27 protein-coding genes and 1 pseudogene are annotated in these 25,153 nt (G+C 60.4%); 14 read left to right on the top strand and 14 right to left on the bottom strand.

Annotation, left to right across the window (positions count from 1 at the left end; translation table 11 throughout):
* Nucleotides 1-62: 62 nt before the first annotated feature.
* Both rpsD and EKH55_RS07830 read left to right on the top strand, forming a co-directional pair.
* The gene (gene rpsD, locus EKH55_RS07835; RefSeq protein WP_069458514.1) at nucleotides 63-680 is read left to right on the top strand and encodes a 30S ribosomal protein S4; all 618 of its coding nucleotides are present in this window, start codon (nucleotides 63-65) and stop codon (nucleotides 678-680) included.
* Between the two features lie 150 nt (nucleotides 681-830).
* The gene (locus EKH55_RS07830; RefSeq protein ID WP_069458515.1) at nucleotides 831-1,778 is read left to right on the top strand and encodes a glutaminase; all 948 of its coding nucleotides are present in this window, start codon (nucleotides 831-833) and stop codon (nucleotides 1,776-1,778) included.
* A 115-nt stretch (nucleotides 1,779-1,893) separates the two neighbouring features.
* On the opposite strand, the gene EKH55_RS07825 is transcribed toward EKH55_RS07830, so the two are convergent.
* Genes EKH55_RS07825 through EKH55_RS07810 form a run of 4 tightly spaced genes read right to left on the bottom strand, consistent with a single transcriptional unit; the run spans nucleotide 1,894 to nucleotide 5,067 of the window.
* Entirely contained in the window at nucleotides 1,894-2,580 is a 687-nt protein-coding gene (locus tag EKH55_RS07825; protein ID WP_151611286.1) for a transporter substrate-binding domain-containing protein, read from the bottom strand.
* On the bottom strand, nucleotides 2,567-3,358 hold the full coding sequence (gene hpaI / locus EKH55_RS07820; RefSeq protein WP_069458517.1) for a 4-hydroxy-2-oxoheptanedioate aldolase: 792 nt from the start codon (nucleotides 3,356-3,358) through the stop codon (nucleotides 2,567-2,569). Before hpaI ends, EKH55_RS07825 begins: the two co-directional genes overlap by 14 nt.
* An 8-nt stretch (nucleotides 3,359-3,366) precedes the next feature.
* The gene (locus EKH55_RS07815; RefSeq protein ID WP_069458518.1) at nucleotides 3,367-4,149 is read right to left on the bottom strand and encodes a fumarylacetoacetate hydrolase family protein; all 783 of its coding nucleotides are present in this window, start codon (nucleotides 4,147-4,149) and stop codon (nucleotides 3,367-3,369) included.
* Nucleotides 4,150-4,173: 24 nt separating this feature from the next.
* Nucleotides 4,174-5,067: an intradiol ring-cleavage dioxygenase gene (locus tag EKH55_RS07810; protein WP_151611285.1), complete on the bottom strand. Its 894-nt coding sequence runs from the start codon at nucleotides 5,065-5,067 to the stop codon at nucleotides 4,174-4,176.
* Nucleotides 5,068-5,318: 251 nt separating this feature from the next.
* On the opposite strand from EKH55_RS07810, the gene EKH55_RS07805 reads away from it, so the two are divergent.
* The 9 genes from EKH55_RS07805 to aroQ all read left to right on the top strand — a co-directional run bounded on the left by EKH55_RS07805 (nucleotide 5,319) and on the right by aroQ (nucleotide 11,744).
* Nucleotides 5,319-6,056 carry a GntR family transcriptional regulator gene (locus EKH55_RS07805; protein WP_069458520.1) on the top strand — a complete coding sequence of 246 codons (738 nt, stop codon included), beginning with the start codon at nucleotides 5,319-5,321 and terminating at the stop codon, nucleotides 6,054-6,056.
* Nucleotides 6,056-6,877 (top strand): sugar phosphate isomerase/epimerase family protein, encoded by an 822-nt coding sequence (locus tag EKH55_RS07800; protein ID WP_069458521.1) that lies wholly within the window; start codon nucleotides 6,056-6,058, stop codon nucleotides 6,875-6,877. Before EKH55_RS07805 ends, EKH55_RS07800 begins: the two co-directional genes overlap by 1 nt.
* A gap of 46 nt (nucleotides 6,878-6,923) precedes the next feature.
* The gene (locus tag EKH55_RS07795; RefSeq protein WP_069458522.1) at nucleotides 6,924-7,592 is read left to right on the top strand and encodes an amino acid ABC transporter permease; all 669 of its coding nucleotides are present in this window, start codon (nucleotides 6,924-6,926) and stop codon (nucleotides 7,590-7,592) included.
* A 9-nt stretch (nucleotides 7,593-7,601) separates the two neighbouring features.
* Nucleotides 7,602-8,252, top strand: a complete 651-nt coding sequence (locus EKH55_RS07790) for an amino acid ABC transporter permease (protein ID WP_069458523.1) — start codon at nucleotides 7,602-7,604, stop codon at nucleotides 8,250-8,252.
* A gap of 41 nt (nucleotides 8,253-8,293) precedes the next feature.
* The gene (locus EKH55_RS07785) at nucleotides 8,294-9,118 is read left to right on the top strand and encodes a transporter substrate-binding domain-containing protein (RefSeq protein WP_069458524.1); all 825 of its coding nucleotides are present in this window, start codon (nucleotides 8,294-8,296) and stop codon (nucleotides 9,116-9,118) included.
* A gap of 107 nt (nucleotides 9,119-9,225) precedes the next feature.
* Nucleotides 9,226-9,999, top strand: a complete 774-nt coding sequence (locus EKH55_RS07780; RefSeq protein WP_069458525.1) for an amino acid ABC transporter ATP-binding protein — start codon at nucleotides 9,226-9,228, stop codon at nucleotides 9,997-9,999.
* Nucleotides 10,000-10,017: 18 nt separating this feature from the next.
* Complete coding sequence (locus tag EKH55_RS07775; RefSeq protein WP_192803756.1) at nucleotides 10,018-10,878, top strand: shikimate dehydrogenase; 861 nt, start codon at nucleotides 10,018-10,020, stop codon at nucleotides 10,876-10,878.
* Between the two features lie 14 nt (nucleotides 10,879-10,892).
* Nucleotides 10,893-11,261 (top strand): 5-carboxymethyl-2-hydroxymuconate Delta-isomerase, encoded by a 369-nt coding sequence (locus EKH55_RS07770; RefSeq protein ID WP_069458527.1) that lies wholly within the window; start codon nucleotides 10,893-10,895, stop codon nucleotides 11,259-11,261.
* A 33-nt stretch (nucleotides 11,262-11,294) separates the two neighbouring features.
* Nucleotides 11,295-11,744, top strand: coding sequence for a type II 3-dehydroquinate dehydratase (gene aroQ, locus EKH55_RS07765; RefSeq protein ID WP_069458528.1), 450 nt, complete (start codon nucleotides 11,295-11,297; stop codon nucleotides 11,742-11,744).
* Between the two features lie 71 nt (nucleotides 11,745-11,815).
* Here aroQ and EKH55_RS30250 read toward each other — a convergent pair.
* Nucleotides 11,816-11,949: pseudogene (locus EKH55_RS30250) on the bottom strand (IS91 family transposase); the annotation flags it as partial.
* A gap of 211 nt (nucleotides 11,950-12,160) precedes the next feature.
* Here EKH55_RS30250 and ttcA point away from each other — a divergent pair.
* Both ttcA and EKH55_RS07750 read left to right on the top strand, forming a co-directional pair.
* Nucleotides 12,161-13,051, top strand: coding sequence for a tRNA 2-thiocytidine(32) synthetase TtcA (gene ttcA, locus EKH55_RS07755; RefSeq protein WP_069458529.1), 891 nt, complete (start codon nucleotides 12,161-12,163; stop codon nucleotides 13,049-13,051).
* Nucleotides 13,048-13,872, top strand: a complete 825-nt coding sequence (locus tag EKH55_RS07750) for an inositol monophosphatase family protein (protein WP_069458530.1) — start codon at nucleotides 13,048-13,050, stop codon at nucleotides 13,870-13,872. Before ttcA ends, EKH55_RS07750 begins: the two co-directional genes overlap by 4 nt.
* A gap of 29 nt (nucleotides 13,873-13,901) precedes the next feature.
* Here the strand turns inward: EKH55_RS07750 and EKH55_RS07745 are convergent, their stop codons facing one another.
* Nucleotides 13,902-14,858, bottom strand: a complete 957-nt coding sequence (locus EKH55_RS07745; RefSeq protein WP_069458531.1) for a LysR family transcriptional regulator — start codon at nucleotides 14,856-14,858, stop codon at nucleotides 13,902-13,904.
* 110 nt (nucleotides 14,859-14,968) lie between these two features.
* Here EKH55_RS07745 and EKH55_RS07740 point away from each other — a divergent pair, with 110 nt between their 5' ends.
* Nucleotides 14,969-15,418 (top strand): cupin domain-containing protein, encoded by a 450-nt coding sequence (locus EKH55_RS07740; protein ID WP_069458532.1) that lies wholly within the window; start codon nucleotides 14,969-14,971, stop codon nucleotides 15,416-15,418.
* Between the two features lie 41 nt (nucleotides 15,419-15,459).
* Here EKH55_RS07740 and EKH55_RS07735 read toward each other — a convergent pair whose 3' ends face one another.
* From EKH55_RS07735 to EKH55_RS07700, 8 genes are all read right to left on the bottom strand, one after another.
* Nucleotides 15,460-16,749, bottom strand: a complete 1,290-nt coding sequence (locus tag EKH55_RS07735) for a multidrug effflux MFS transporter (protein ID WP_069458533.1) — start codon at nucleotides 16,747-16,749, stop codon at nucleotides 15,460-15,462.
* An 83-nt stretch (nucleotides 16,750-16,832) separates the two neighbouring features.
* Nucleotides 16,833-18,071, bottom strand: coding sequence for a multidrug effflux MFS transporter (locus EKH55_RS07730; protein WP_083265317.1), 1,239 nt, complete (start codon nucleotides 18,069-18,071; stop codon nucleotides 16,833-16,835).
* 314 nt (nucleotides 18,072-18,385) lie between these two features.
* Nucleotides 18,386-18,721, bottom strand: a complete 336-nt coding sequence (gene grxD / locus EKH55_RS07725) for a Grx4 family monothiol glutaredoxin (protein WP_069458534.1) — start codon at nucleotides 18,719-18,721, stop codon at nucleotides 18,386-18,388.
* 135 nt (nucleotides 18,722-18,856) lie between these two features.
* Nucleotides 18,857-19,102, bottom strand: a complete 246-nt coding sequence (locus EKH55_RS07720; RefSeq protein WP_069458535.1) for a hypothetical protein — start codon at nucleotides 19,100-19,102, stop codon at nucleotides 18,857-18,859.
* Between the two features lie 5 nt (nucleotides 19,103-19,107).
* Complete coding sequence (locus tag EKH55_RS07715; RefSeq protein WP_069458536.1) at nucleotides 19,108-19,341, bottom strand: BolA family protein; 234 nt, start codon at nucleotides 19,339-19,341, stop codon at nucleotides 19,108-19,110.
* Between the two features lie 125 nt (nucleotides 19,342-19,466).
* Nucleotides 19,467-21,698 carry a phosphoribosylformylglycinamidine synthase subunit PurL gene (purL, locus tag EKH55_RS07710; protein ID WP_069458537.1) on the bottom strand — a complete coding sequence of 744 codons (2,232 nt, stop codon included), beginning with the start codon at nucleotides 21,696-21,698 and terminating at the stop codon, nucleotides 19,467-19,469.
* 663 nt (nucleotides 21,699-22,361) lie between these two features.
* Nucleotides 22,362-23,084, bottom strand: coding sequence for an alpha/beta fold hydrolase (locus EKH55_RS07705; protein ID WP_083265318.1), 723 nt, complete (start codon nucleotides 23,082-23,084; stop codon nucleotides 22,362-22,364).
* 64 nt (nucleotides 23,085-23,148) lie between these two features.
* A complete protein-coding gene (locus EKH55_RS07700) occupies nucleotides 23,149-25,152 on the bottom strand; it encodes a 3-hydroxyacyl-CoA dehydrogenase NAD-binding domain-containing protein (RefSeq protein ID WP_151611283.1) in 2,004 nt (667 codons plus the stop codon).
* Nucleotide 25,153: the final 1 nt, after the last annotated feature.

Genomic DNA, 25,153 nt, shown 5'->3' with positions numbered 1-25,153 from the left:
GAGGGCGTGTTTCCTTGACCGGTTTGGCAACAGACCGGCGTAACCTTTTGAAAGGAAATGCGATGAGCAAGCGCGAATCGTCCAAGTACAAAATTGACCGCCGCATGGGCGAAAACATCTGGGGCCGTCCGAAGTCCCCGGTCAACCGCCGCGAATACGGCCCCGGCCAGCACGGCCAGCGCCGCAAGTCCAAGCTGTCGGATTTCGGTGTGCAGCTGCGCGCCAAGCAGAAGCTGAAGGGCTACTACGGCGACATTCGTGAGAAGCAGTTCCGCGCGATCTTCGACGAAGCGTCCCGCCGCAAGGGCGATACTCCGGAAAACCTGGTCGGCCTGCTCGAGTCGCGTCTCGACGCGATCGTCTACCGCGCCAAGTTCGTTCCGACAGTTTTTGCTGCGCGCCAGTTCGTCAACCACGGTCACGTGAAGGTCAACGGCGTTCGCGTCAACATCGGTTCCTACCGCTGCAAGCCGGGCGACGTCATCGAAGTCAAGGAAAAGTCCAAGCAGCTCGTTTCGGTTCTCGAATCCGTGCAACTCGCCGAGCGTGACGTTCCGGACTATATCGAAGTCGATCACAACAAGATGGTCGCGACCTATGCCCGCGTTCCGGTTCTCTCCGACGTTCCGTACCCGGTCGTCATGGAGCCGCACCTGGTCGTCGAATTCTATTCGCGTTAATCCGGGCCTTCGTGGCTGGATTTTTGGAACCGCCCGGAAACGGGCGGTTTTTCTATAGGGGAAGATCGGAACGGATCTCATAAGTTGGCGGGACGCGGGCAGAAAAGTTTCCCGGAGGGTCTCTCCCACGCCAGCGCCGAGGAGTGCCGCATGCCGGAGCAGACAGCGCGACAGGATCTCCAGTTGATCCTCGACGACATCCATCGGGAGCTGGCGCCGCGCTTCGGCGAGGGCAAGGTCGCCGACTATATTCCCCAGCTCGCTCGGGTAAACCCGCGCCATTTCGGTATGGCGATCGTGACGACGGATGGCGAATTGCACCGCGTCGGCGACGCGGAAGTACCGTTCTCGATTCAAAGCGTCTCCAAGGTGTTCACCTTGACGCTGGCACTCGGAAAGCATGGCGAGAACATCTGGAACCGCGTCGGGCGCGAGCCGTCCGGCTCGGCCTTCAATTCGATCGTCCAGCTCGAACACGAGGGCGGCAAACCGCGCAATCCGTTCATCAATGCCGGGGCGATCACCATCAGCGATCTCATCCTTGCCGGCCACACGCCGAGGGAACTGATCGGTGAGATCGTGCGCTTCGTGCGCTATCTCGCCGACGACGACACAATCGTGATCGACCACGAGGTTGCGCGTTCGGAAACGGCAACCGGCTTCCGCAATTTTGCGCTCGCCAATTTCATGCGCTCCTTCGGACGGCTCGACCATCCGGCCGAGCATGTGCTCGGGGTCTATTTCCACCATTGCGCGCTGGCAATGACCTGCAGCCAGCTCGCCAAGGCGGGACTGTTCCTCGCCGCCGGCGGCAGCAATCCCTTGACCGGGCATTCCGTGGTCTCGCGGCAGCGGGCCCGGCGCATCAACGCGCTGATGCTCACCTGCGGTCATTATGACGGCTCCGGCGATTTCGCCTATCGCGTCGGGCTGCCCGCCAAAAGCGGCGTCGGCGGCGGTATCATGGCGGTTGCGCCGGGCAGGGCCTCGATCGCCGTCTGGTCGCCGGGACTGAACGAGAACGGAAACTCGCTGCTCGGCTCGCTGGCGCTCGAGATGCTGGCGGCGCGCACGGGATGGTCGGTGTTCGGGCCGTGATCATTCTCGCGGTTGCTTGCGGGAGGGGGCGAAGCCTACCCTGAGCGCAGCCAGCGATATCCGCCGGTGCGGCGCGGAATGAGGAAATTGTCCCAATTGAAGTGCCCCATGCAAATTAAGGATTGCTCGGCTTACCCGCACTGCAATGCTGTTGGATGAAGTCCGACAGGAAGGTTGACGCGTGGACACACCTCCGATGCACAGCGATCGCCTGAGGCACTTTCGAGAATGTCCCCTCAACAACTCGGAAACCTGGATTCTCTTCGCAGAAACGTGACAGGGACTCGGTCAGGCCCGCAGCCGCATCGCACTCGGAGGATACAAGCATGTCCAGGGCGGAGGCGGGACTTTCGGTATGGAGGAGGATTGCACTTCTAATCTGTCGCTCAAGCTCCCTTGTATACGCAGCGGTTCTGGCTGCGGCAATGCGCACCCCTTCGACGTCAACATGCTCGACGCTGCCCAGAGGGCTCCGGTCCGATACCAGAAAGCTGGCGGTCACCGTGGTATAGGGTGGCGAGAAGGAGAACCTGTCGGCACGTGACGGATCGGAAGCAATGAACGCAACGTCCCACTCGCTGCCTTCGGCAGCCGCGAGAATGTCGGCAGCCGATCCGTATCGGACCAGCGACAAACCGCAGTCGAGTTCTGCCGCAAGTGCGGTCGCGATCTGCGCGCTCTGCCCGTTTAGTACGCCTGTCACCGGATCGAGTTTGACAAGTGCGGCATTCGACATGTTGACCGCCGCTCTGATGACTCCCGTCGGTGCGATTTCAATGAGGAGTTCTTCACGTTCCGGCATCGCGGCACGCTTCTTGCGATAAAAATCGTGCCGCGAGTGCTTCCGATCCCCTTGCCAAAACGGCGACATCGACACCAACGGCAGTAAAAAGTGTTCCCAGTGAGATGCACCGTGCCGCGAACGTCTCATCCGGGGTAAGAATGCCCGCAGGCTTGCCCAAGGCTTTCAGGCGTTCAATCGCGTCGACGATTGCACCGACCACCTCCGGGTGGCTCGGTTGGCCCCTGTGTCCGAAACTCGCTGCCAGGTCTGCCGGTCCTACGAATACCCCATCCACTCCCTCTACCGAGGCAATCGACTCGAGGTTGCCAAGCGCCTCCCGCGTCTCAACTTGCAGCAAAAGGCAAATTTCCCGTTCCGCATTTTGCGCATAGTTCACAACTCGGCCGAAACGAGTGGCGCGCGTCAGGGCGGAAACACCACGAATTCCCTCCGGAGGATACCGCACGGCCGCGACTGCGGCTTTCGCCTCTTCCGCGTTCTGAACGTAAGGAATGAGCAGCGTCTGAACGCCGATATCCAGGAAACGTTTGATGAGAACGGGGTCGTTGATGGCCGGGCGGACGACTGGGGAAACGTCGTATGGTGCGACCGCTTGCAATTGTGGCAGGACGGTCAGAACGTCACCCGGAGAATGTTCCGTGTCGAACAGGAGCCAATCGAAACCGGAAGGCGCGACGATTTCCGCGGCGTAGCTTCCCGGCAGGCCACACCACAGGCCGATCTGACTTTGACCGGCAAGAAGCTTCTGCTTGAACCGATTGACAGGATGTTCCATCCAGCACCTCACACGAACGACACGCCGATCGAGCCGACAGGGCCGTAATCGGCCTGAATGACGTCACCTTTCGCGATATCGACAGGGCGCGTGAACGAGCCGGCCAGGACTATTTGTCCCTTCTTCAGGCCGCCGCCCACAGCATGAAGTTTGTTGACCAGCCACGCAATGCCGGCTGCCGGATGTCCCATGATCGCCGCCGAAACGCCCGACTCCTCGATGATGCCGTTCTTGGAAAGAGTCGCTCCGACCCAACGGATATCGATGTCCATCGGCCGAATTATACGGCCGCCAACGACGAGGGCGCCGAAAGCCGCGTTGTCCGCAATGGTATCGGTGATCGCTCGAGGGACTTCGGTCCGGTAGTCGATGATCTCGAGCGCCGGGACAACGAACTCGGTCGCACGCATGACGTCATAGATCCTGGTGCCGGGCCCGACGAGATCCTCACCCATGACGAAGGCCAGCTCGACCTCGAGGCGCGGCTTGATAAACAGGTCAGCCCTGATCTGCGCTCCGTCGTTGTAAAGCGCATCGTCGAGAATGCAGCCGTAGTCCGGCTCCGTCATCTTCGAAGCCATCTGCATCGCGCGTGACGTCAGGCCGATCTTATGCCCGACGATCCGTGCACCCTTGGCCACTCTCGCCTCCGCCCACAAAGCCTGAATTCGGTAGGCGTCCTCGAGTTCGAGGTTCGGGTAGGTCTGGCTAGGCTGAATGATCGGCTTGCGCTCGATTTCAGCTTTGAGCAGCGCGTCTGCCGCGGCCCGGCGTTCTTCTTCGGTGATCATATCGTTTGCTCTGCTGATCGTGATTTACTTGATCGGGGGACGCGGCAAAACGGCTTCGCCGGGCTCCATGACATAGGTGTAGTCGAGCGAGAACCACGGACCAGGAATATCCGCTTCGGTCGGATGGGGCTCCTCATGACGAATGAAGTCGCCGGTCAGCGCTGCCGTGACACCGAACTGAACATCGGAGTCGATGTTCGGGTCGCTGGGGTCGAAGACCTGGGAAATCAGCGTCTTGTATCCATGCTTGAAGATCAGTGCGTGCAGGTGCGCTGGTCGGTACGGATGGCGTCCCTGAGCTTTGAGCAGGCGTCCGACCACGCCATCGACCGGTATCGGATACCCGACCATCTTGACGGTCCTGAACCAGAACCGACCTTGCTCGTCGGTCATGAATTTGCCGCGCAAGTTCATCTCGGCCTGGTCCGGGTCCTGGTTTTCATAAAGACCGACGGGAGATGCATGCCACACGTCCACTTCGGCGCCGGCAATTGGCTTACCGTCGCGGTCGACGACGCTGGCATGCACGAACAAGGGAGTGCCCGGCGTCTCGGATCGGATGATCGACCCGCCATTTTCGACTCGCGGAGAGTTGAGCCGCCAGAATGGGCCCAACAGCGACTGGGAGGTCTCAGTCTGTCCGCTGTCGCCATTGTTCAGCAGGCAGACAAGTGAAGACACGCCAAGGGAACCGGCCATCAGTACAAACTCGTTGTGATGATCGGTATGCAGCTTCCCGATCTCATTCAGAATGGCTGTCGCCTCCCGAAACTCGACCTCCGTCAGTCGAACCTCGCGCACGAAGGCATGAAGATGCTTGACCATCGCCACGAGGATTTCCCGCAGGCGGGGGTCTTCAGTGCGATTCATCACAGCAAGGACGGCTGGCGTCAGATCGCATTCAGTTTTGATCACCATGTGGGCTACCTCCCGGTTTCCCCGACTATCAAAATAATCGATTATATGTCAAGGCTGCCATGCGTCCTCGCAGCGACAATTGGTCGGAAGAACCAAGATATCGGCATTCAGTGCATTGATTTTTCGAAACATTGTTTGATAAATGCGGCTGGCCGCTCGAATTTTGCAGATTAAGCGCACTCAAGTTGACAGGAATAATCGTTTATTATATCGATCATCGACAATTAGCTCGAGGAACCCTGGGAGGAACAATGGTACCGGATGACGACGGCGCATTTGCTCCGACGACAGAAGATGCTCCATCGTCTTCTGGCTTTCTCGATGACGGCAAAAACACAATTGGGAGCCAGCTTGCCTCCCGTCTTCGTGAGGCGATCATCTCTGGCGAGCTTCAGGCCGGCAGCAAGATCAATCTCGACAAGGCGCGCAAGACGTTCAACGTGAGCCTCAGTCCGCTGCGTGAAGGGTTGGCGCGGCTGATATCGGACGGTCTAGTGGAGTTCGAGGACAATCGCGGCTACCGCGTTTCACCGATTTCCCTGGCCAATCTGGAAGAGATAACCACCTTGCGCGAAGAGTTCGAAATCTTTGCGCTTCGCGAGTCCATGCGGGTCGGCGACGTCGAGTGGGAAGGCAACGTCATGCGCGCGCTGCATCGCCTGAATCGCACCGAGCGTGACGCAGCTCGTCCGGAGACACTGGAGCGCTGGGAGGAGCTCCACCGCGAATTTCATCTGACACTCATATCGGGCTGCGGGAAGCCGATCCTGCTCCATTTCTGCAGACTGCTTCTCAATCTCAACGACCGTTATCGCCGGGCGTTTCTGACCCGCACGTCGGGTGACCGCAACGTCAGCCAGGAGCACAGTGAGATTGCTCAGGGAGCCGTCGCGCGTGATCTGGACTATGCGTGCGACATGTTGCGTCAGCATATTCACCGCACGGGAACCAATCTGCGCAAACACCTCGCGACAAAGGGGATCTTGTGATGACCGTCGCGACGCCAGGACCGGGCCCCGAACTGGGCGCGGCGCATTTTTCATCCATCACGCTGGCGCCCAAGGAGTTCGCCGTGATCGCCGCTCGGGCGGGTTTTGCGTCGATAGGGCTGCGTCTCCACCCCGCCTTTCCCGGAGCCCCTTTCTACGAGTTGCCGGTGGGCAGCCGGAGTGCCCAGGAATTCAAGGCCGTTGCCGATGGCGAAGGCATCAAGGTGTTCGATATCGAGTTCTTCGTGATCGACGAGAGCTTCGTCGCGGCCTGCCATGAGGCGACCGTGGCAGCCGCTGCGAACATAGGGGCGCGCCGGCTGAGTGTTTGCGGCGATGATCGCGACGGCGGTCGTCTTGCCACAAACCTTTCGGAGTTTTGCGCCCTCGCGGCGCGATATGGCATGTCAGTCGACATCGAAAACATGGGTTGGCGGACGGTAAGAACCTTTCGCGACAGCGTAGCGGTCGTGAATTCCTGCGGAGCAGAGAACGCCGGTATCCTTGTTGACGGGATTCACTTCTTCCGAAACGGCGCCTCGGTCGACGAGCTTCGGCCAAATGCGGGGAAGGTAAAACACGTGCAGTTTTGCGACGTCCGCGGGCCTGCTCCCAAAACATCGGAAGCAATGATCGCCGAGGCTAGAGGCGGCAGGCTCGCTCCCGGGGAAGGCGAATTGCCATTGAAGGACCTGTGGGCGGCAACCGAACACGGCACTGCTATCTCGGTTGAAGTGCCACTCGTCGGGTCGGTGGACCCGGAGGCACATTTAAAACATCTCCATGAGAGCGCGCTGGGAATTTTGAAACCGGATCAGTGATCCGGCGCCGACGTGGCATAGGCCGGTCGGAAGGAGGAAGTCTTACATGCCTTATAGGTTCGATTTCGGTGCGGTCCTCGACCGCGCCCCGGAATTGCTGTGGGGTTCGCTTGGAACGCTTGGCCTTGCGTTGGCTGGGATGCTCCTGGCGCTCGTTATCGGAATCCTGGGCGTTGTGGCAAGGACGTCCAAGAGCGAGATCACACGCACTCCCGTGATCGTGTTCGTCGAGGTCGTGCGTAATACGCCATTCCTCGTGCAGATATTCTTCATATATTTTGCCCTTCCTCTCATGGGCATACGCTTCAATCCGACCGTTACGGCGATCATTGCCCTCGGCATCAACGGTGGCGCGTACGCAATCGAGATCATTCGAGGCGGGGTCGAGAGCGTGTCGCGTGGCCAGATCGAGGCTGGCTTCGCCCTCGGACTGCACAAGGCGGACGTCTTCCGGCTCATCGTGCTCAAGCCGGCGCTGCGGGCGATTTATCCCTCGCTCACAAGCCAGTTCATCATGCTGACACTGACAACGTCCGTCTGCACGTCAATCGCCGCTTACGAACTGACCTCGGCCGCTCAGCGCATTGAGTCTGACACCTTCCGCAGCTTCGAAGTCTATTTCACGGTGACCGCTATCTATCTGGTTATCTCGACCCTGATGATGGGGCTCTTCGCCCTTATTTCCCGCCGCTACTTCAACTACCCGACGCGATAGGAGGCAGCCATGGGTCCAATCGGTGAAAATGAATTCTTCTTTTTGATGCAGGGTTTGAAGTGGACCGTGCTGCTCGCGATCGTAGGGTTCATCGGTGGGGGGATATTCGGAATCCTGATCGCGCTGCTGCGCACCTCGAAGACGAAAGCCGCCCGGAGGATCACAGCAGGCTATATCGGCGTCTTCCAGGGCACGCCCCTTCTGATGCAGCTTTTCGTTGTCTACTACGGCGTTGCGCTTTTGGGCATCGAGGTCAATGCGTGGATCGCGGTCGCAATCGCCTTCACGCTCCATGCCAGTGCTTTCCTGGGAGAGATCTGGCGCGGTTCCATCGAGGCTGTGCCAAAGGGACAGACGGAAGCCGCCAACGCCCTCGGTCTGCATTATGTCTCGCGGATGAAAGACGTCGTCCTGCCGCAGGCCCTGAAAATCTCGATGCCGGCCACGATCGGATTCCTTGTCCAGCTCATCAAGGGCACGTCGCTGGCAGCAATCGTCGGCTTCATTGAACTCACTCGCGCCGGCCAGATCATTTCAAACCAGACCTATCGTCCGCTGCTCGTCTTCGGGATCGTCGGCGCAATCTACTTCATCATTTGCTGGCCGCTCTCCCATGCCGGAAGCGGCCTCGAAAAACGGATGGCGAAAGCTGCCCGATAACCGCTTCGCTCGAAGCAAAACTCTTGAGGAGGAGAATAAGCATGCATCACAATCGTCGGAATTTTCTCGGACTTGCACTGGCAACCATTGCCTTCGCAACCGTTGGTGCTGCCACCGCCTCTGCGGCAAGTGTGGAGGAAATCAAGGCAAAGGGCACGCTTGTGGTCGGCATCCAGGGCGACAATGCGCCATGGGGGTTCGTCAACACAAGCGGCGTGCAGGACGGCTTCGACGCCGACGTCGCCAACCTTTTTGCTAAGGAGTTGGGCGTGAACGTTCAATTCCAGCCGCTGGCCGTCGCCAACCGAATTCCGGCGCTTACGACCGGCAAAGTCGACATCCTGTTCGCAACGATGGCGATGACGGAAGAACGCGCGAAATCGATTCAATACAGCAAGCCCTACGCCGCTAACACGATTTCCCTTTATGCCGCGAAGTCCGACACGGTTACGAAGCCTGAAGACGTTGCGGGATGGGAGATTGGCGTTCCTAAGTCCAGTTCGCAGGACAAGGCCGTCACGGACGCCGTCGGATCCACCGCGACGGTTCGCCGCTTTGATGACGACGCCGCAACCATTCAGGCTCTCATCTCCGGACAGGTAAAGGCGATTGGCGGCAACCAGTTCTATGGCCAGCGTCTGGATGCGGCGAGTGCCGGCACCTATGAGCGCAAGATTGACTTTCTGACGACCTACAACGGCGTCGGGACCCGTCTCGGCGAGAAGGACTGGAACGAAGCCGTCAACGCCTTCATCGAGAAGATCAAGGCCAATGGTGAGCTTGCCGCCGTCACGAAAAAGTGGATGGCAATCGATCTGCCGCAGTTCCCGGAATCGATTCCAAACATCCCGTTCACCGTCAACTAAGCGCGTGCCGATCTGACTGGATCAGATCGGCGCTGTAACGCTTTCTTCCGACGCATGATCTTATCGATCCTCGTTTTACTCCGGTCGGATCATGCTCTAAAGCCCAAATGGAGAGTTCCGTGCTCAATACCGCAACCGGTCAACCGACGCTGATTTCCCTTGAGGACGTACAGAAGTGGTACGGCGCTTTCCATGCCTTGAAATCCATCAGCCTATCGGTCCGCAAAGGCGAAAAAATCGTCCTCTGCGGGCCGTCAGGCTCCGGGAAATCGACGTTAATCCGCTGCATCAACGCCCTCGAAACGATCGAGGACGGCAAGATCGTCGTCGAGGGTCAGGTACTGGACGGAAGCAGCAAGTCCATCGATGCGATCCGTCGCGAAGTGGGAATGGTCTTCCAGAGTTTCAATCTCTTCCCGCACATGACCGTGCTTCAGAACTGTACGCTTGCCCCGATGCGTGTTCGAGGCACAAGCCGCACTGACGCAGAGCGACTGGCTCGAAAATATCTCGAGCGCGTCCGCATCCTTGACCAAGCGGAAAAATATCCAGCGCAGCTATCCGGCGGCCAACAGCAACGCGTTGCCATCGCTCGCGCGCTCTGCATGGAGCCGAAGGTCATGCTCTTCGACGAACCGACCTCTGCCCTTGATCCCGAAATGGTGAAGGAAGTGCTCGACACCATGATCGGGCTCGCCCGTGACGGCATGACGATGATTTGCGTCACGCACGAAATGGGCTTTGCCCGCCAAGTCGCCGATCGCGTCATCTTCATGGCTTCCGGAGAAATCGTCGAAGAGGCCCAACCGGATGTCTTCTTCAAGTCTCCCCGGCATGAACGCACGAAAACCTTCCTCGGCGAAATCCTGGCCCACCACTGACGTTCGAAAGCGATGCCAATGCACGACAAGAAATTTCTCGTGGGACTGATCGGGGCCGACATTCAAATGTCAAAGTCCCCGGCGCTCCACGAAACGGAAGCTCGACATCAGGGCCTCGATTACCGTTACGAGCTTCTCGATCTGGCCGAGCGAGGCCTTCCCGCCTCGGCGCTGCCGGACCTCCTCGACGAGGAAGAGCGGCGCGGCTTTGCCGGGAGCAACATTACGCATCCGTGCAAACAGACGGTGATCGCCCACCTCCATCGCCTTTCCGAGGATGCAGAGATGCTCGGTGCGGTCAACACCGTGGTCTTTCGTGACGGCGAGAGGATCGGCCACAACACTGATTGGTACGGTTTCTACGAGAATTTCCAGCGCGGCCTTCCGGACGTCGCGATGTCGCATGCCGTGCTGCTGGGCGCCGGCGGTGCCGGTGTCGCCGTGGCGCATGCCGCAATCAAGCTCGGTATTGAGAGAATATCGATCTTTGACCAGGATTCGAAACGGGCAGAGACCTTGGCTGGGCAGTTGAACGATCGCTTCTCAAGGGATTGTGCCCGTGCCACGACGGACGTCGGCGGTGCCCTGCGCTCCGCGGAAGGCCTTATCCACGCGACACCGACGGGGATGAAGAGCCATCCAGGTTTGCCGATCGACCCGGATTGGCTTCTGCCGCGGCATTGGGTCGCCGACATCGTCTACATGCCGCTCGTCACTGAGCTCCTTGCGCTCGCCGAAGGAAAAGGCTGCCGGACCCTTCCCGGCGGCGGCATGACCGTCTACCAGGCAGCAGCGGCTTTCGAATTGTTTACCGGGATCGCACCCGACGCAGAGCGCATGTCTCGTCACTTTACCGATTTATGCCGCCTGTCGGCTTGATGGGGAGATCCCAAGTGCCGCATATCATCATCGATTATAGCCGGGGCGCGGGCGAGCATGTGGCCATGGACCGGCTCACCCTGGCCGTGCATCGCTGCGTTCGCGATGGCGGCCTTGTGAAACCTTCCGCCGTGCGCACGCTTGCGCGGGAGGCGACATACTCCTGCGTCGGCGATGAAAATCTCGATAATCATTTCATCCAAATCATCTTGCGGATGGCACCGGGTCGTACTGCGGAGATCAAGCAGAAGCTTCTCACTGCCGTTCTCGAGGCCGCGCGGGTGATCGCCGCGCCTGCTCTCGAAGCTGGAAGGCTCGGTTTGCGTGCCGATCTCTACGAGTCGGACCCTGATTTTGCTGCTCAAGCCACGGCAGTCGTCTGACCAGGACGACGTGCTCAACAAGGACACTATGCTATGAGTTTGATCTACGTTCTCAATGGACCAAATCTCAACCTGCTTGGCAAACGCCAGCCGCACATCTACGGGCATGAAACCCTCGCAGACGTAGAGGCGGACTGCCGCAAGCTGGCAGCCGAACTCGGCCATGAAATCCGCTTTCATCAGAGCAACCGGGAATACGAGATCATCGATTGGATTCATGAGGCGCGCGAAGACGGTGCGGGCATCGTCATTAATCCGGCGGCCTTCACCCATACCTCACTCGCTATCCTCGACGCTCTGAACACATTTGAAGGGCCCGTGATCGAGATCCACATCTCCAATGTGCACAAGCGCGAAAGCTTCCGACACCATTCGTTCGTTTCGCACCGCGCCGACGGCGTAATCTGCGGCCTTGGAACAGAAGGTTACCAGCTTGCCATCCGGCGCGCGGCGACAATGATCAAGGCGGCCAGCACGGGCTGAAGTGACCATGATCAGCGGGTTATGCTGGCCGTACTTGGCGCGGGCCTCATCGGTAAGCGCCATATTCAGCACATCCTGGCCGAGAGCGCCTCGGTTCGGCAGACTTCGATCGCCTTCATGACCTTGAGCTGGACCAGGCTTACATGCCGGCATTGGCCCGCTGCCACGCGGGGCCATAGCTACGAAAGATGTCGGCGATCTCCAGCCTTGGCCGGAACGCTACTCCGTGTTTTCAGGTAGCTGGGGAGGGCGCCACGATCCTGTCCCTCTCCACCGCCAAAAACGGGGAGGGGGGCCATTGTGCCGAATCACAGGGGCGGCGGTTCGATTTCCCCTTGATCTTCCGGGGCCGACCGGGCAAGTGCTGGTTCAGCCCTTGGCCGTATTAATGCCCTGCACATTCCGAGACAGATGCCATGGAAACCGCACGATCGTCTGAGCGCGACAGGACGAATATCGCTGTCGATGAGGATCTCGCCGGCCTTGACGCCGACAGCCATCCGCTGTTCTCGCGCATGCCGTCCTCGGTCGCCTTCAATAAACTGCGCAAGCGTCTGCTCAGGCAAGTCCGCCAAGCGCTGGATGACTTTGCGATGCTCAACGGTGCGAGGCGCTGGCTTGTCGGCGTGTCGGGCGGCAAGGATAGCTACAGCCTTTTGGCATTGCTCATGGACCTCCAGTGGCGCGGCCTGCTGCCGGTCGAGCTCGTCGCCTGTAACCTCGATCAGGGGCAGCCGAACTTTCCGAAGCACATCCTGCCGGACTATCTCACGTCGATCGGCGTCGAGCACCGGATCGAGTATCGCGACACCTATTCGATCGTGAAGGAAAAGCTGCCGACGGGGGCGACCTATTGCTCGCTTTGTTCGCGGCTGCGTCGCGGCAATCTCTACCGGATCGCCCGGGAGGAAGGCTGCGATGCGCTCGTACTCGGGCATCATCGCGAGGATATCCTCGAGACGTTCTTCATGAACCTGTTCCATGGCGGACGGCTCGCATCCATGCCGGCGAAACTTCTCAACGACGACGGCGACCTGATGGTGCTGCGTCCGCTCGCCTATGCGGCCGAGGAGGATCTTGCGCGTTTCGCGGCGGCGATGGCGTTTCCGATCATTCCCTGCGACCTTTGCGGCTCCCAGGATGGGCTCGAGCGTAACGCGATGAAGGCGATGCTTGCCGATATCGAGCGGCGTATGCCCGGTCGCAAGGACACCATGCTTCGCGCGCTCGGGCACGCGAACCCGTCGCACCTCCTCGATCCCAAGCTGTTCGATTTCCAGTCCCTTTCCCCGGAGCCCCGAGAATGAGCCATTCCGTCGATATTGCCGCCCTTGCAAACCTTCTGCAGGAGGCGGCGATGAAGGAAATTCTGCCGCGGTTCCGCAATCTTGAATCCGGCGATGTGCGGGTGAAGACGGAAGCGATCGACCTTGTCACCGAAGCGGACGAAGCGGCGGAACGGCTGATCAAATCGCGGATCGATGCGATTGCGCCGGGCTCCGTCTTCATCGGCGAGGAATCGGTCGCCGCCGATCCGGCGCTCCTCGAAGAGCTGGCGGATGCCGATCTCGCCATCGTCGTCGATCCGATCGACGGTACGTTCAATTTCGCGGCCGGCATGCCGCTCTTCGGGGTGATGGCAAGCGTGGTCGCCAAGGGCGAGACGGTGGCCGGCATCATCTACGATCCGCTCGGCAATGATTGGGTCATTGCCGAGAAAGGGTCCGGCGCCTGGATGTGCCGGCCGAACGGCTCACAGGAAAGACTGTCGGTGAGCACCGGCGTGCCGCTTCAAAACATGGTCGGCGGCGCTTCGACGGGCTTCTATGGCGAAGCCGATCGCCGCATCGTCATGGGCAACCTCGCGAAGGTGCGGATTGCGACCAGCTACCGCTGCGCGGCGCATGAATATCGCATCTTTGCCGGCGGCCACCTGCACTTTCTGATGTATCAGAAGCTGATGCCGTGGGACCATCTCGCCGGCACGCTGATCGCCGAGGAGGCCGGTGCCTTTGCCGCGCGCTTCGACGGGTCACCCTACCTGCCGGCGCATTTGAGCGGCGGTTTGCTGCTGGCGACGGACAAGGAAAGCTGGGACGCGCTGCGGCGCGAGGTCTTCACGGTCTGAGCCTGATCGGAGGCAAGTGCCGGATTTGGTCATGATCCAATGGAGGTGTGCTCACCTTCATTGAGGCGGCGCGTCAAGCCGATGATCTTCTCACGCATCCAGCGGTGCAAGGGGCTCGAAGCGGAGCGACGATGCCAGACAGCAATGACCAGGGGCGGATCGATCGGCATGGGCGGGCGATAGAGCTCCAAGCCCATCTGTGGAGCGACGCGTTCGGCAAGCTGACGCGGGACCAACGCGATCAGGTCGCTTTCCGCGACGGCGCGGCAAACGCCGGAGAACACCGGTAAGGTCATAACGACCTTCCGGCTGCGGCCCATTCTGGCCAGGGCAGCATCGCCCATGGCCGAGAAATTTCCCTCGGGCGAAAAGAGAGCATGGTCGAGCTCACAGTACAGGTCCATCGGCACGATCGTTCCCGGCGCCAAGCCTGCCGTCGCCAACTGAAGATGCCTTCGCCGTGCGATCACGACGAAGCTCGAATAGAAGAGAGGTTGGCTGCTGGTCCAGTTCGGAATCGACTGGTTCGGAATGAGGGCGAGGTCGGCGCGATAGGTCTCAAGGCTATCGATATAGCTGTTCGGAACGAGATCGACGAGCTGCGCTCTGATGCCGGGCGCCTGCTTGCGCAGCAGGTCGGCCAGCGGCGGCATCAGCATCTCCGCAAAGAAGTCGCTTGCCGTGATACGGAACGTTCCCACGGCTGTCGCCGGATCGAACGCGCTCGGCGGCGCAAGAATGGCTGCAAGCCGATCAAGCTCCTCCCTGAGCGGCAATTCGATGGACTTGGCGTAATCGGTCGGAACCAAGCGATTGCCGTGGCGGACGAAGAGTTCGTCACAGAGTGAGTACCGCAATCTCGCCAGGGCGCCCGACACGGCGGACTGGGACATATTCAGCCGTTTGGCCGCATGCACCGTAGAGCCTTCGCGCAGAATGGCATCGAGAACGCGCATCAGGTTGAGGTCGAATGTTGCAAAATTCATTTTCGCGATAGCACCTATCACGACAATCGGTTGGACCGATAGTGAGATGGTGAGTAAGCAGGAGTCAACGAGAGCGCTTTCGTTTTTTTACGCTTAAACGGAGAAAGACGATGAACAATGAAGATTATCCCGGCGATGCGATCGACTGGAACGGCGTCAGATACCGCACGATTTTGTCCACCGAGGCTACAGGCGGCAAGATGTCGATCGTCGACAGTCTCTCGCCGGTCGGAAGCGGTCCGCCGCGGCACGTACACGAAACCGAAGACGAGATTTTCATAATCGTCACAGGTCAGTGCAAATTCTGGCTCGAGGGTGAGGAGCTAAGGCGCGGCCCGGGAGAAACGGTATTCATACCGCGGGGGTCGGAGCATACGTTCCAAATCGTCGGAGACCGTCCTTGTCGGCATCTCGTCATCCTGACACCGGGCGGCTTCGAAGCCTTCTTCGCAGAAATGGCGGCCGGCCACTATTCCATCTCGACCGATATGCCGGCAATCCTGGCGGCCGCAAGCCGCCATAATCTCCGCTTCACGGGACCACCGCTCGAATTAGGGTGAGGGATGCGGGCGGGAGACCGCCCGCATCGTATCCTCCAGTGTCAAACGTGGGCACCGTGGTCGTGCACGGCATCCTGATCCCCGGGATGGGTGAAGAGCCTTCCCTTTTCTGCCCAAAGCGTTGCGAGAATGGTCAGGAGACCGAAGAGGGCGAAGCCGCCGAACAGCGGTTCAAGGGTGCCGTCGAAGAGTTGCCCGACGGCGCCGCCGAGAAGCGCCCCGCCCGTTGTCGAGACGAAGCCGGTGATGGCCGTTGCTGTTCCGGCAAGATGTCCCATCGGCTCGAGGCTGATGGCGGTGAAATTGGTGGCGATGACCGCGAAGAACATCAGCAGGACCGAAAACAGGACATAGCTCACGACGAAGGTGGGCGTGCCGCCGAGCGACACGCCATAGCCGCTGGCTGCCAGCGCCGTGAACAGGATCATCGCGGCATGCGAGATGCGGCGCATTCCGAAGCTGCGGACGAAGAAGCCATTGGCGAAATTGGCGGCGGCGATGCCGCCCGCCGTTCCGGCAAAGGCGATCGGCAGCCACTCGTCGAGCCCGTAGACCTCACCGAAGACCTGCTGGACAGTCACGATATAGGCACAGATGACAGCAGTGAAGAGCGTCATGCCGATCATGTAGCCGCAGGTGATTCGGTTCGTCAGGACCGTCCGGAAGCCGGCAAAGACGGCGCTCGCCGAGAGCGGCAGGCGCTCTTCGCGCGACAACGATTCTTTCATGCGCGCCAGCGCCCAGAAGAAGAGCACGAAGCCGATACAACCGATCAGAGTGAAGATCCAATGCCAGCTGGCATAGAAGACGACGAGCTGTCCGAACGACGGCGCGACGATCGGCACAATCATGAAGACGATCATGACGTAGGACATGACGCGCGCCATCTCGCGGCCGCCGAAACAGTCGCGAACGATCGCAAGCGTCGTGATGCGGATGGCTGCGGCGCCGATCCCTTGGACGAAGCGTAGCGCCAGCAACTGTTCGAAGCTCGCCGCCTGCGACGCGGCAAACATCGAGAGGGTGAAGACGGCAAGACCTCCCATGAGCACGACGCGCCGGCCGAATGCGTCGGACAGGCTACCGAAGAAGATCTGTGAAAAGCCGAAGCCGAAGAAGAACACGGCGATGACGAGCTGGGCGTCGTTGGCATTCGCAACCCGGAGCGATTGACCGATGCTCGTCAGGGCCGGCAGCATGCTGTCGATCGCGATCGCGACGCTCGCGGTCATGAGAGCGATGGTAATGATGAATTCGACGAGGCCCATGCGGATGCGGGCCGCGCCCGAAGCCCTGTCGAGCGAATCTGGTTGTCCGGTAATGGTAGACATTGTCGAGCGTCCGTATGTGATCAACTGACCTTGAGCAGTTTGGAAAGCGGCGCCCTGCGCTAGAAACACAGGGAGACCGTTTGCTAGCCCGAGGGGTTGTGTGGCCTGAAAAGTTTGCCGCCCTCTGCGATCAGTACGAAGGCGAGGGCAAGGACGGCGATGCTGAAAGAGCCGACGGCCAAGGGCGTGACCGTGCCGTCGAAGGCCTGGCCAATGGTTGCGCCGATAAGAGCTCCGCCGACCGTCTGGGTGAATCCGAGAACGGAGGATGCCGTTCCGGCGACGTGACCGAGCGGCTCCATGGCCATGGCATTGAAATTCGCTGCCATCAGCCCGAATTGGAACATGGCCGCCGCTTGCAGGACGACAAAGTGCGGCAGCGGTAGCGGCCCCATCAGCGACAGGGATAGCCAAACGAAGCTCGTAAGCCCAAAGCCGAGAAGAGCCGCATGCGAAAGTGCACGCATGCCAAACCGCCGGACAAGGCGTGAATTGACAAATGAGGCAACCGCCATCGCGCTGGCGAAGGTGGCGAAAACCGCCGGAAACCAGATGCCGAGGCCATAGATGCCGACGAGAATCTGCTGCGCCGAGTTGACGAAGCCAAAGAGGCCGCCGAGGAGAACCGATATCGCCAGCGTGTAGGACAGCGCCAGCCGATTCGTGAGCACGATGCGGAATCCGTCCAGTATCACCTCGGCCGTGAAGGCACGCCGATAGGCGGGATCCAGCGTTTCCCTGAGCCGAAGGGCCACCGGTGCTGAAACGGCCAGCCCGAAGAGCGCAATGACCACGAAGATCATGTGCCATTCCGCAAAGATCATGATCAACTGTCCGATGCTCGGCGCCACGACCGGAACGATCATGAACACCATCATGACCAGGGACATGATCTCTGCCATTTGGCGACCGCCATAAACGTCACGCACGATCGAGACCGTCACGACCCGGGTCGCGGCCGCGCCAACACCCTGGACGAACCGGAGGACGAGGAGCGCCGTGAAGGTCGGCACGAAAGCGATCGCCAGCGCGCAGATGGCGTAGAGCGCAAGCCCGCCCAAAAGCGGTGCCTTGCGTCCAAATCGATCGGATAGCGGCCCGAAGAACAGTTGCGCAAAGCCCATGCCGAGCAAATAGGCGGAGAGGATGTATTGGCGCTCGTTCTCGTCGGCGACGCCGAGGCTGGCGCCGATCTGCTGCAGGCCCGGAAGCATGATGTCGATCGAAAGCGCATTGATGGACATCAGCATGGCCATCAATGCGATGAACTGTATCTTCGACAATCCGGAAAGGGCGGCGGTGTGATCTAACGGCTTTGTCATGTCATTATACCTGCAGCGACACGCGCTCGCGACTTAAAGTAGAACTCTGGAAACGCGCGGAAACCTATTGTAAAGCGTATGAATTCAGTGCTTGAGATCCGGCCCGGGCCGCGCGTGTTCGAGGCGCGTGGAATATATCGCCAGGCGGGTGTCTCACGATTGGCAGACCGCTGAGGCAATGCTACGCAAGTAACCGGAAATTTGCGGCTTACTCATGGAGCGCATCGAAATTTAGAAGACCGGCAGAAAGCGCCGGAATCAAAAAAGGCGGTCACCCGCCTTTTCGAGCCTGGCGAAATGCCGGACATTCGATGTCAGGCGGCACCCTTGACCGAGATCCCATTGTTCTCAAGAACCGTCTGAAGCTCGCCGGCCTGGAACATCTCGCGTACGATGTCGCAGCCACCGATGAACTCGCCCTTCACATAGAGCTGCGGAATGGTCGGCCAGTTCGAATAGTCCTTGATCCCCTGGCGCAGATCACCATCGGCGAGCACGTCGATGCCTTTGTAGTCGACACCGACGTAGTCGAGGATCTGGACCACCTGACCGGAGAACCCGCATTGCGGAAACTGCGGTGTGCCCTTCATGAAGAGAACGACGTCGTTGGTCTTGACCTCGTTGTCAATGAAATCGTGAATTCCGCTCATCTTGTCTTCCTTCTCGCGCCGGCTTCAAGGACCGGGTCTTCCTGAGCCTAGATAGCATGCATGGGGGCATATTTCACCCATCCCGCCGCAATAAAAATTGATGGTCCTCAACATGCGGTGGGCAAAACGTGTGCTTCAGGCAGAACGGCGGCGAAGTTTGCTTCGGGCCTTGACGGTGCGGCGGCGGCTCACCTGCTTCTTCGCCGGCTTGCGGATTGCCGCCTCGAGGATATCGCCAAGCAGTCCGCCGCCCGACGCGGTTTTCCGGGATCGACGCTTGATCCGACGGTTCGCGGTTCTGCGGCTGCCGGACTTTTTGAGGACTTCCTTTAATGCACTGTCGATGACGCCGCTGACGAATTCCTTGATCAGGTCCGCCATCTGCCTCAGTCCGGGGCGCTGGTCTGCAGGGCGAGGGCATGCAGCATGCCGCCCATATGTCCCTTCAGGGCGTCGTAGACCATCTGGTGCTGTTGCACGCGGGTCTTGCCGCGAAACGCTTCGGCCACGACTTCGGCGGCATAGTGGTCGCCGTCACCGGCCAAATCGCGGATCGTGACCTTGGCGCCGGGGATGCCGGCCTTGATCATGTCTTCGATGTCGCCTGGTGCCATGGGCATGATACGCCAACTCCTTGTTATCGCGTGGGCGAAAGCACTGCTTTTCGCCATACCTGAGTTCAGGGAACCACGATTCAGGGGCGGAAAGCAAATGCTGATTTGAGGCTTTTCGAGGGGGCTTTCGATCAATTGTCCGGCGCGAGATCGCCACCCATATAGGTGGGGAACCAGGCTTCGTGGGCGGACCGCAGGTCCGTAACCGGCACTGCCTTTGCCGCGCCGAGCTTGACCATATCGCCGCCGGTCCTGCCGATGACCGGCAGGGCGATGCCCGCGGTCTCCGCCCTTGCGGCGACCGCATCGATGTGGGCGTCGGCGGCGGTCACGACATAGCGGCCCTGGTCCTCACCGTAGAAGACCGCGATCGGGTCGCGTCCCTCCGGTGCTGCGATCGTCGCCCCGATGCCGGACGCCATCGCCATTTCGGCGACGGCAAGCGCGAGACCGCCGGACGAGCAGTCATGCACGGCGGTTACCAGGCCGTCCTCGATCAGGGTGCGGACGAAATCGCCGACCTTGCGCTCATGCGCCAGGTCCACATGCGGCGCCGGGCCGTCGGTGCGACCGTGGATGTCGCGCATGTAAACCGACTGCGCAACATGCGTGCCCCAGCCTTCGGGAGCGCCGGCGAGCAGGATTGTTTCGCCGGCTGCCGCAAAGCGGATGCGCGCCATCTTCGACCAGTCCTTGATCAGACCGACGCCGCCAATGGTCGGGGTCGGCAGGATCGCCTGGCCGTTGGTCTCGTTGTAGAGCGAGACGTTGCCGGACACGATCGGGAATTCGAGGGCGCCGCAGGCCTCGCCGATGCCTTTGATCGCATGCACGAACTGGCTCATGATCTCCGGACGCTCCGGATTGCCGAAGTTCAGGTTGTCGGTCGCCGCAAGGGGGAGGGCACCCGTTGCCGTCAGATTGCGCCAGCACTCGGCAACGGCCTGCTTGCCGCCCTCGAACGGATCGGCCTCGACGTAGCGCGGGGTCACGTCGGAAGAGAAGGCGAGCGCCTTGGTCTCGTGACCGTCGACCCGGACGACGCCTGCATCGCCACCCGGCAACTGCAGCGAATTGCCCTGGATAAGCGTATCGTATTGCTCGTAGACCCAGCGGCGCGAAGAATTGTTGGCGGATCCGACGAGCTTCAGCAGCGCATCAGCGATGTCGGCCTGCGGGATGTCGTTGGTCTCGAGCGGCGAGGGGCTCTTGGCCGGCGTCCAGGGGCGATCATATTCCGGCGCCTCGTCGCCCAGTTCCTTGATCGGCAGGTTTGCGACCTCTTCGCCCTGGTGCAGGATGCGGAAGCGCAGATCGTCCGTGGTCTTGCCGACGATCGCGAAGTCGAGGCCCCATTTGACGAAGATCGCCTTGGCTTCTTCTTCCTTCTCCGGGCGCAGCACCATCAGCATGCGCTCCTGGCTTTCCGAGAGCATCATCTCGTAGGCGGTCATCCGTTCTTCGCGCACCGGCACCTTGTCGAGGTCGAGTTCGATGCCGAGATCGCCCTTGGCACCCATCTCGACGGCGGAGCAGGTAAGCCCGGCCGCGCCCATGTCCTGGATGGCGATAACCGCGCCGGTCTGCATCAGTTCGAGGCAGGCTTCCAGCAGGCACTTTTCCGTGAAGGGGTCGCCGACCTGGACGGTCGGGCGCTTCTCCTCGATCGACTCGTCGAATTCGGCCGAGGCCATGGTGGCGCCGCCGACGCCGTCGCGACCGGTCTTGGCGCCCAGATAGACGACGGGCAGGCCGACGCCTTCCGCCTTCGAATAGAAGATCGCATCGGCCCTGGCGAGACCGGCGGCGAAGGCGTTGACGAGAATGTTGCCGTTATAGCGGGCGTCGAACTCGACCTCCCCGCCGACCGTCGGCACGCCGAAGGAGTTGCCATAGCCACCGATGCCTGCGACGACGCCGGAGACGAGGTGGCGGGTTTTTGCATGATCGGGGGAGCCGAAGCGCAACGCGTTCATCGCCGCGATCGGCCGCGCACCCATGGTGAAAACGTCGCGAAGAATGCCGCCGACGCCGGTGGCCGCGCCCTGATAGGGCTCGATATAGGAGGGATGGTTGTGGCTCTCCATCTTGAAGACGACGCAGTCGCCATCGTCGATGTCAACGACGCCGGCATTCTCTCCAGGTCCCTGGATGACGCGCGGCCCCTTGGTCGGAAGCGTGCGCAGCCACTTCTTCGAGGATTTGTACGAGCAGTGCTCGTTCCACATCGCCGAGAAAATGCCGAGTTCCGTGAAGGTCGGCTCGCGCCCGATCAGGCTCAGGATGCGTTCGTATTCATCGGGCTTCAGCCCGTGAGAGGCGATGAGGTCCGGGGTGATGGGGCGGGTGTTGGAAATCGTCATCGTCGACCGTCAATCCTTCGGGCGGCGCGCAAACCCTTCCGGGAAGAATACGGCGCGTGCGAACCGCAGCAGATACTGAATTCAGAGTGCTGCAACGGCCTTTGCGTGTCCGATGGGACGCCCGGCGCTGCAGGGAGCGTTTCGCGGCTTCTTTAGCCTAAGCGAGGCCGCGGCGCGACAGAAAAATGCCGTCGATCAACAGTGCGCCGGATCTGGAACGCGGGCGTGAGGTTGAGAACGAGCAGCGTCCTGGCGGACGCCTGGTCTAGTGGTGAAAATCTAACGCTTGGTGCCGTGATAAATGGCCGAATTGGGTGGAGAGTGGAGCTTAGAGACCCAGCCGCTGTGTGAAAGTAATGCGCCGCGAGAAGCCGACACTGCAACTAGGCCTGTAAGCGGCCGCTTTTGCATGCCGCACAGTCCTCGATTTCTGCTCAGTCTCAATATACCGGGTGACCTCAAGAACGTCTCAGTCAGGTATGGCTCTGTTGGCACGAGGAGCACGGCCATGGCATAGAGGTGAAGAGATTGATCTCGTCCTGAAATCACGATTCTGCCTACGCGAGCAAACGCGCCGAAGGTTTTTTGACAGCAGCAGCCGTCTGGTGGGCGTGCCGGATTACTAAATCCCGCCCCGGCAAAGGCCTGATTCTCAGCGGTTCCTCAAGCGTTGCACTCACGTGGACGCAAGTTCTTACGCGAAAGCCACTCTTTGATGGTCTCGAAAACTCTTCGTGGCTGTTCGAATGGAAGCAGATGACCCGCATCTTCTATGATCACGGATTCGGCGTCCTGCAGCATTGCTGCGATGGCATCGTGTGCGACGGCTGTCGACAAACGATCTTCTGAACCGGTAATCAGCAACACCGGAAACTCGAACGTGCCCAAGTATGCAGTCGCATCGGGTCTCAGGAGCAGTGCACGGTTTTGCCGCTCGTGCACCTCAAGCGGACAATTTTCGACCACTTGTCGAAGACGAGCCACCAAATCAGCGTTCCGCATACTTGCGGTCGAGATCACTTTCGGGATCCAACCACGCGCGTAAGCAATCATGTCGGCATTCGCTTCTGCGATGCGGGCCTCGCGCTGAGCGGCTTCATGCACATCTGGACCTTCGGCATTCGTACTGGAGAGAACCATGGCCCGGATGCGTTCTGGTGCTTGGCGGCCCATTTCCATGGCTATGCGACCACCCATCGAATGTGCCAGGACAATCAACTCGCCATGTGCCTCAGACAGCGCGCGTGCTGCCATCCCTTCCAAGGTGGTATCGCTGCTTGTATCGGCCACGTGCACGGTGGTTCCCTCACATTTCAACGCATCCGCGATGGTGTTCCAAGTGCGGGCATCGGACATGATGCCCGGAATGGTTACGATTGTTGTCATGCCTTGATCTCCGCCTTGGGAAGCAATTGTGAGGGAACCTTCACTCGCGAGGGTGCGCCAAGATTTAAGCAATGCTAAAATGGAGTGGCTGAATACTTAGGGAGCAGTCCCTTACAGTGCTTTGCTTCCTGTACATGGGCCCGCCGCGATGGCGGGGAAAGCCATAGCCGGAGACCATCACTACATCGATATCGGCCGCGCTTTCGGCAATTCCTTCGGCAAGAAGCGCCTCGCCCTCCTGCTGCATCACTCTGATGATCCGCCGAATGATTTCTTCGTTCGAAAATCCCCGAACGGCCGCAGCTGTCCTTACCCTCTCTTCCTCGATGATGCGCGTGACTGCCGGATCGGTTTGGGGCTCGCCTGAACTGTAATCGTACCAGCCCTTCCTCGTCTTCCGCCCCAACCGTCCAAGCTCGCACAGCCTGTCCGCTATTTGACAGTAGGGCTGCGACCTGTCTCGCGTCGCTTCCGCGGCCCTGCGCTGCGCCCAGGCGATGTCGAGCCCGCTCAGATCCTGGGCCTCGAAGATGCCCATGGCGAAGCCGAACGCCTTCATGGCGGTATCGATCTGGGCCGGTAAAGCACCCTCGAGAAGCATGAACTCGCAGTCCCTCCGATAGGCAGCCATGATCCGGTTGCCGATGAAGCCATGGCAAACGCCCGACACCACCTGAATTTTCTTCAGGCGCCTAGCGAGAGCCGAGCCGGTTGCCAGGGAGCGATCACCGGTGCGCTTGCCGCGGACGATCTCCAAAAGTTTCATGACGTGGGCGGGCGCGAAAAAGTGTAGACCCAGCACCCTGGTTGGGTCGGCCGTCGCTTCTGCCAAGGCGTCGACGTCGAGGTAGGACGTGTTGGTCGCCAGAACTGCCTTGGGCGGCATGACTGCATCGAGTTGAGCAAACACCTGTTTCTTGACGTCCATGTCTTCAAATACCGCCTCGATCACGAGTGGGCAGTCGGAAAGCGAGGTGTAGTCGTGCGTTGCCGTCAGCCGTGCGAGAGCGTCGTCTGCCTGCGACAGCGTGATCGCGCCCCGCGCAGCGCTTGCCTGCAGTGTCTCCAGAACCCGCTTTCGCGCCGCTGCAACAGTAGCTTCGTCCCGCTCGAGCAGGCTTACTGCGGAGCCTGACAGGAGCAGTGCTATTGCGATCCCGGCGCCCATCGTGCCGCCGCCAACGACACCCACGCGGGAAAGATCGGCCGGTTCGGCCGTCATCGCTGCAAGACTCTTGCCCGCATTCCGTTCGGAGAAGAAGGCGTAGCGAAGAGCCGCTGCCTCTTCGGAAGCAACGAGCCTCAGGAACCGTTCCCTTTCTTTCGTCAAGGCGTCGCGGCCCGAGAGGGAAACTCCCTCGCGAAGCGCCTCCAAGGCTTCCAGTGGCGCCTGCGCACCTCTCGCTTTTCGGGCAAGAGCCTTCGCCCTCGAATTCCAATCGACCGCCTCCCCAATCGGGCAGGGACGATCGACCAATGGCGCAGGCATGGGGCGGGTCAGCAACTCGCGCGCGAGCGTTGCTGCAGCGTCCAGCAGATCACCTTCGGCTATGCGATCGACAAGACCGACCTTCAGGGCCTGAGCGGCATCGATCGGTTTGCCGCTTGTCACGAGTTCTATGGCATCAGCGATCGGGATCAGCCTCGGCAGGCGGACCGTACCGCCAGCGCCGGGGATCGTGCCCAAGCTCGCCTCGGGCAATCCGAGTTTTGTTCCTGGATCGGCGATCCTTGCGTGGCAGCCGAGCGCCAACTCCAATCCTCCGCCCAGGGCTGTTCCATGAATTGCTGCAATCCACGGCACGCGCGCGCCTTCGATCGCCTCGATCACTTCCGGCAGGATGGGCGCCCGCGGCGGCTGCCCCAGTTCGCGAATGTCGGCGCCGGCCACGAAGGTTCGACCAGCGCACCGTAGAACCACGGCTATGACGGCCGGGTCCTCTTCCAGAGCGTGCACTGCATCGATGAGACCCGCCCTGACGGCGTAGCTCAATGCGTTGACCGGCGGATTGTCGATTGTGACGATCGCGAGTCCGTCGCGGCGTTCATGACTGACGATGGATGTCATA

Origin of the sequence: Sinorhizobium alkalisoli (assembly GCF_008932245.1) — a bacterium.
Lineage (GTDB): Bacteria > Pseudomonadota > Alphaproteobacteria > Rhizobiales > Rhizobiaceae > Sinorhizobium > Sinorhizobium alkalisoli.
Note: the sequence above shows the minus strand (reverse complement) of the source record. Positions and strands in the feature narration are given on the sequence as shown.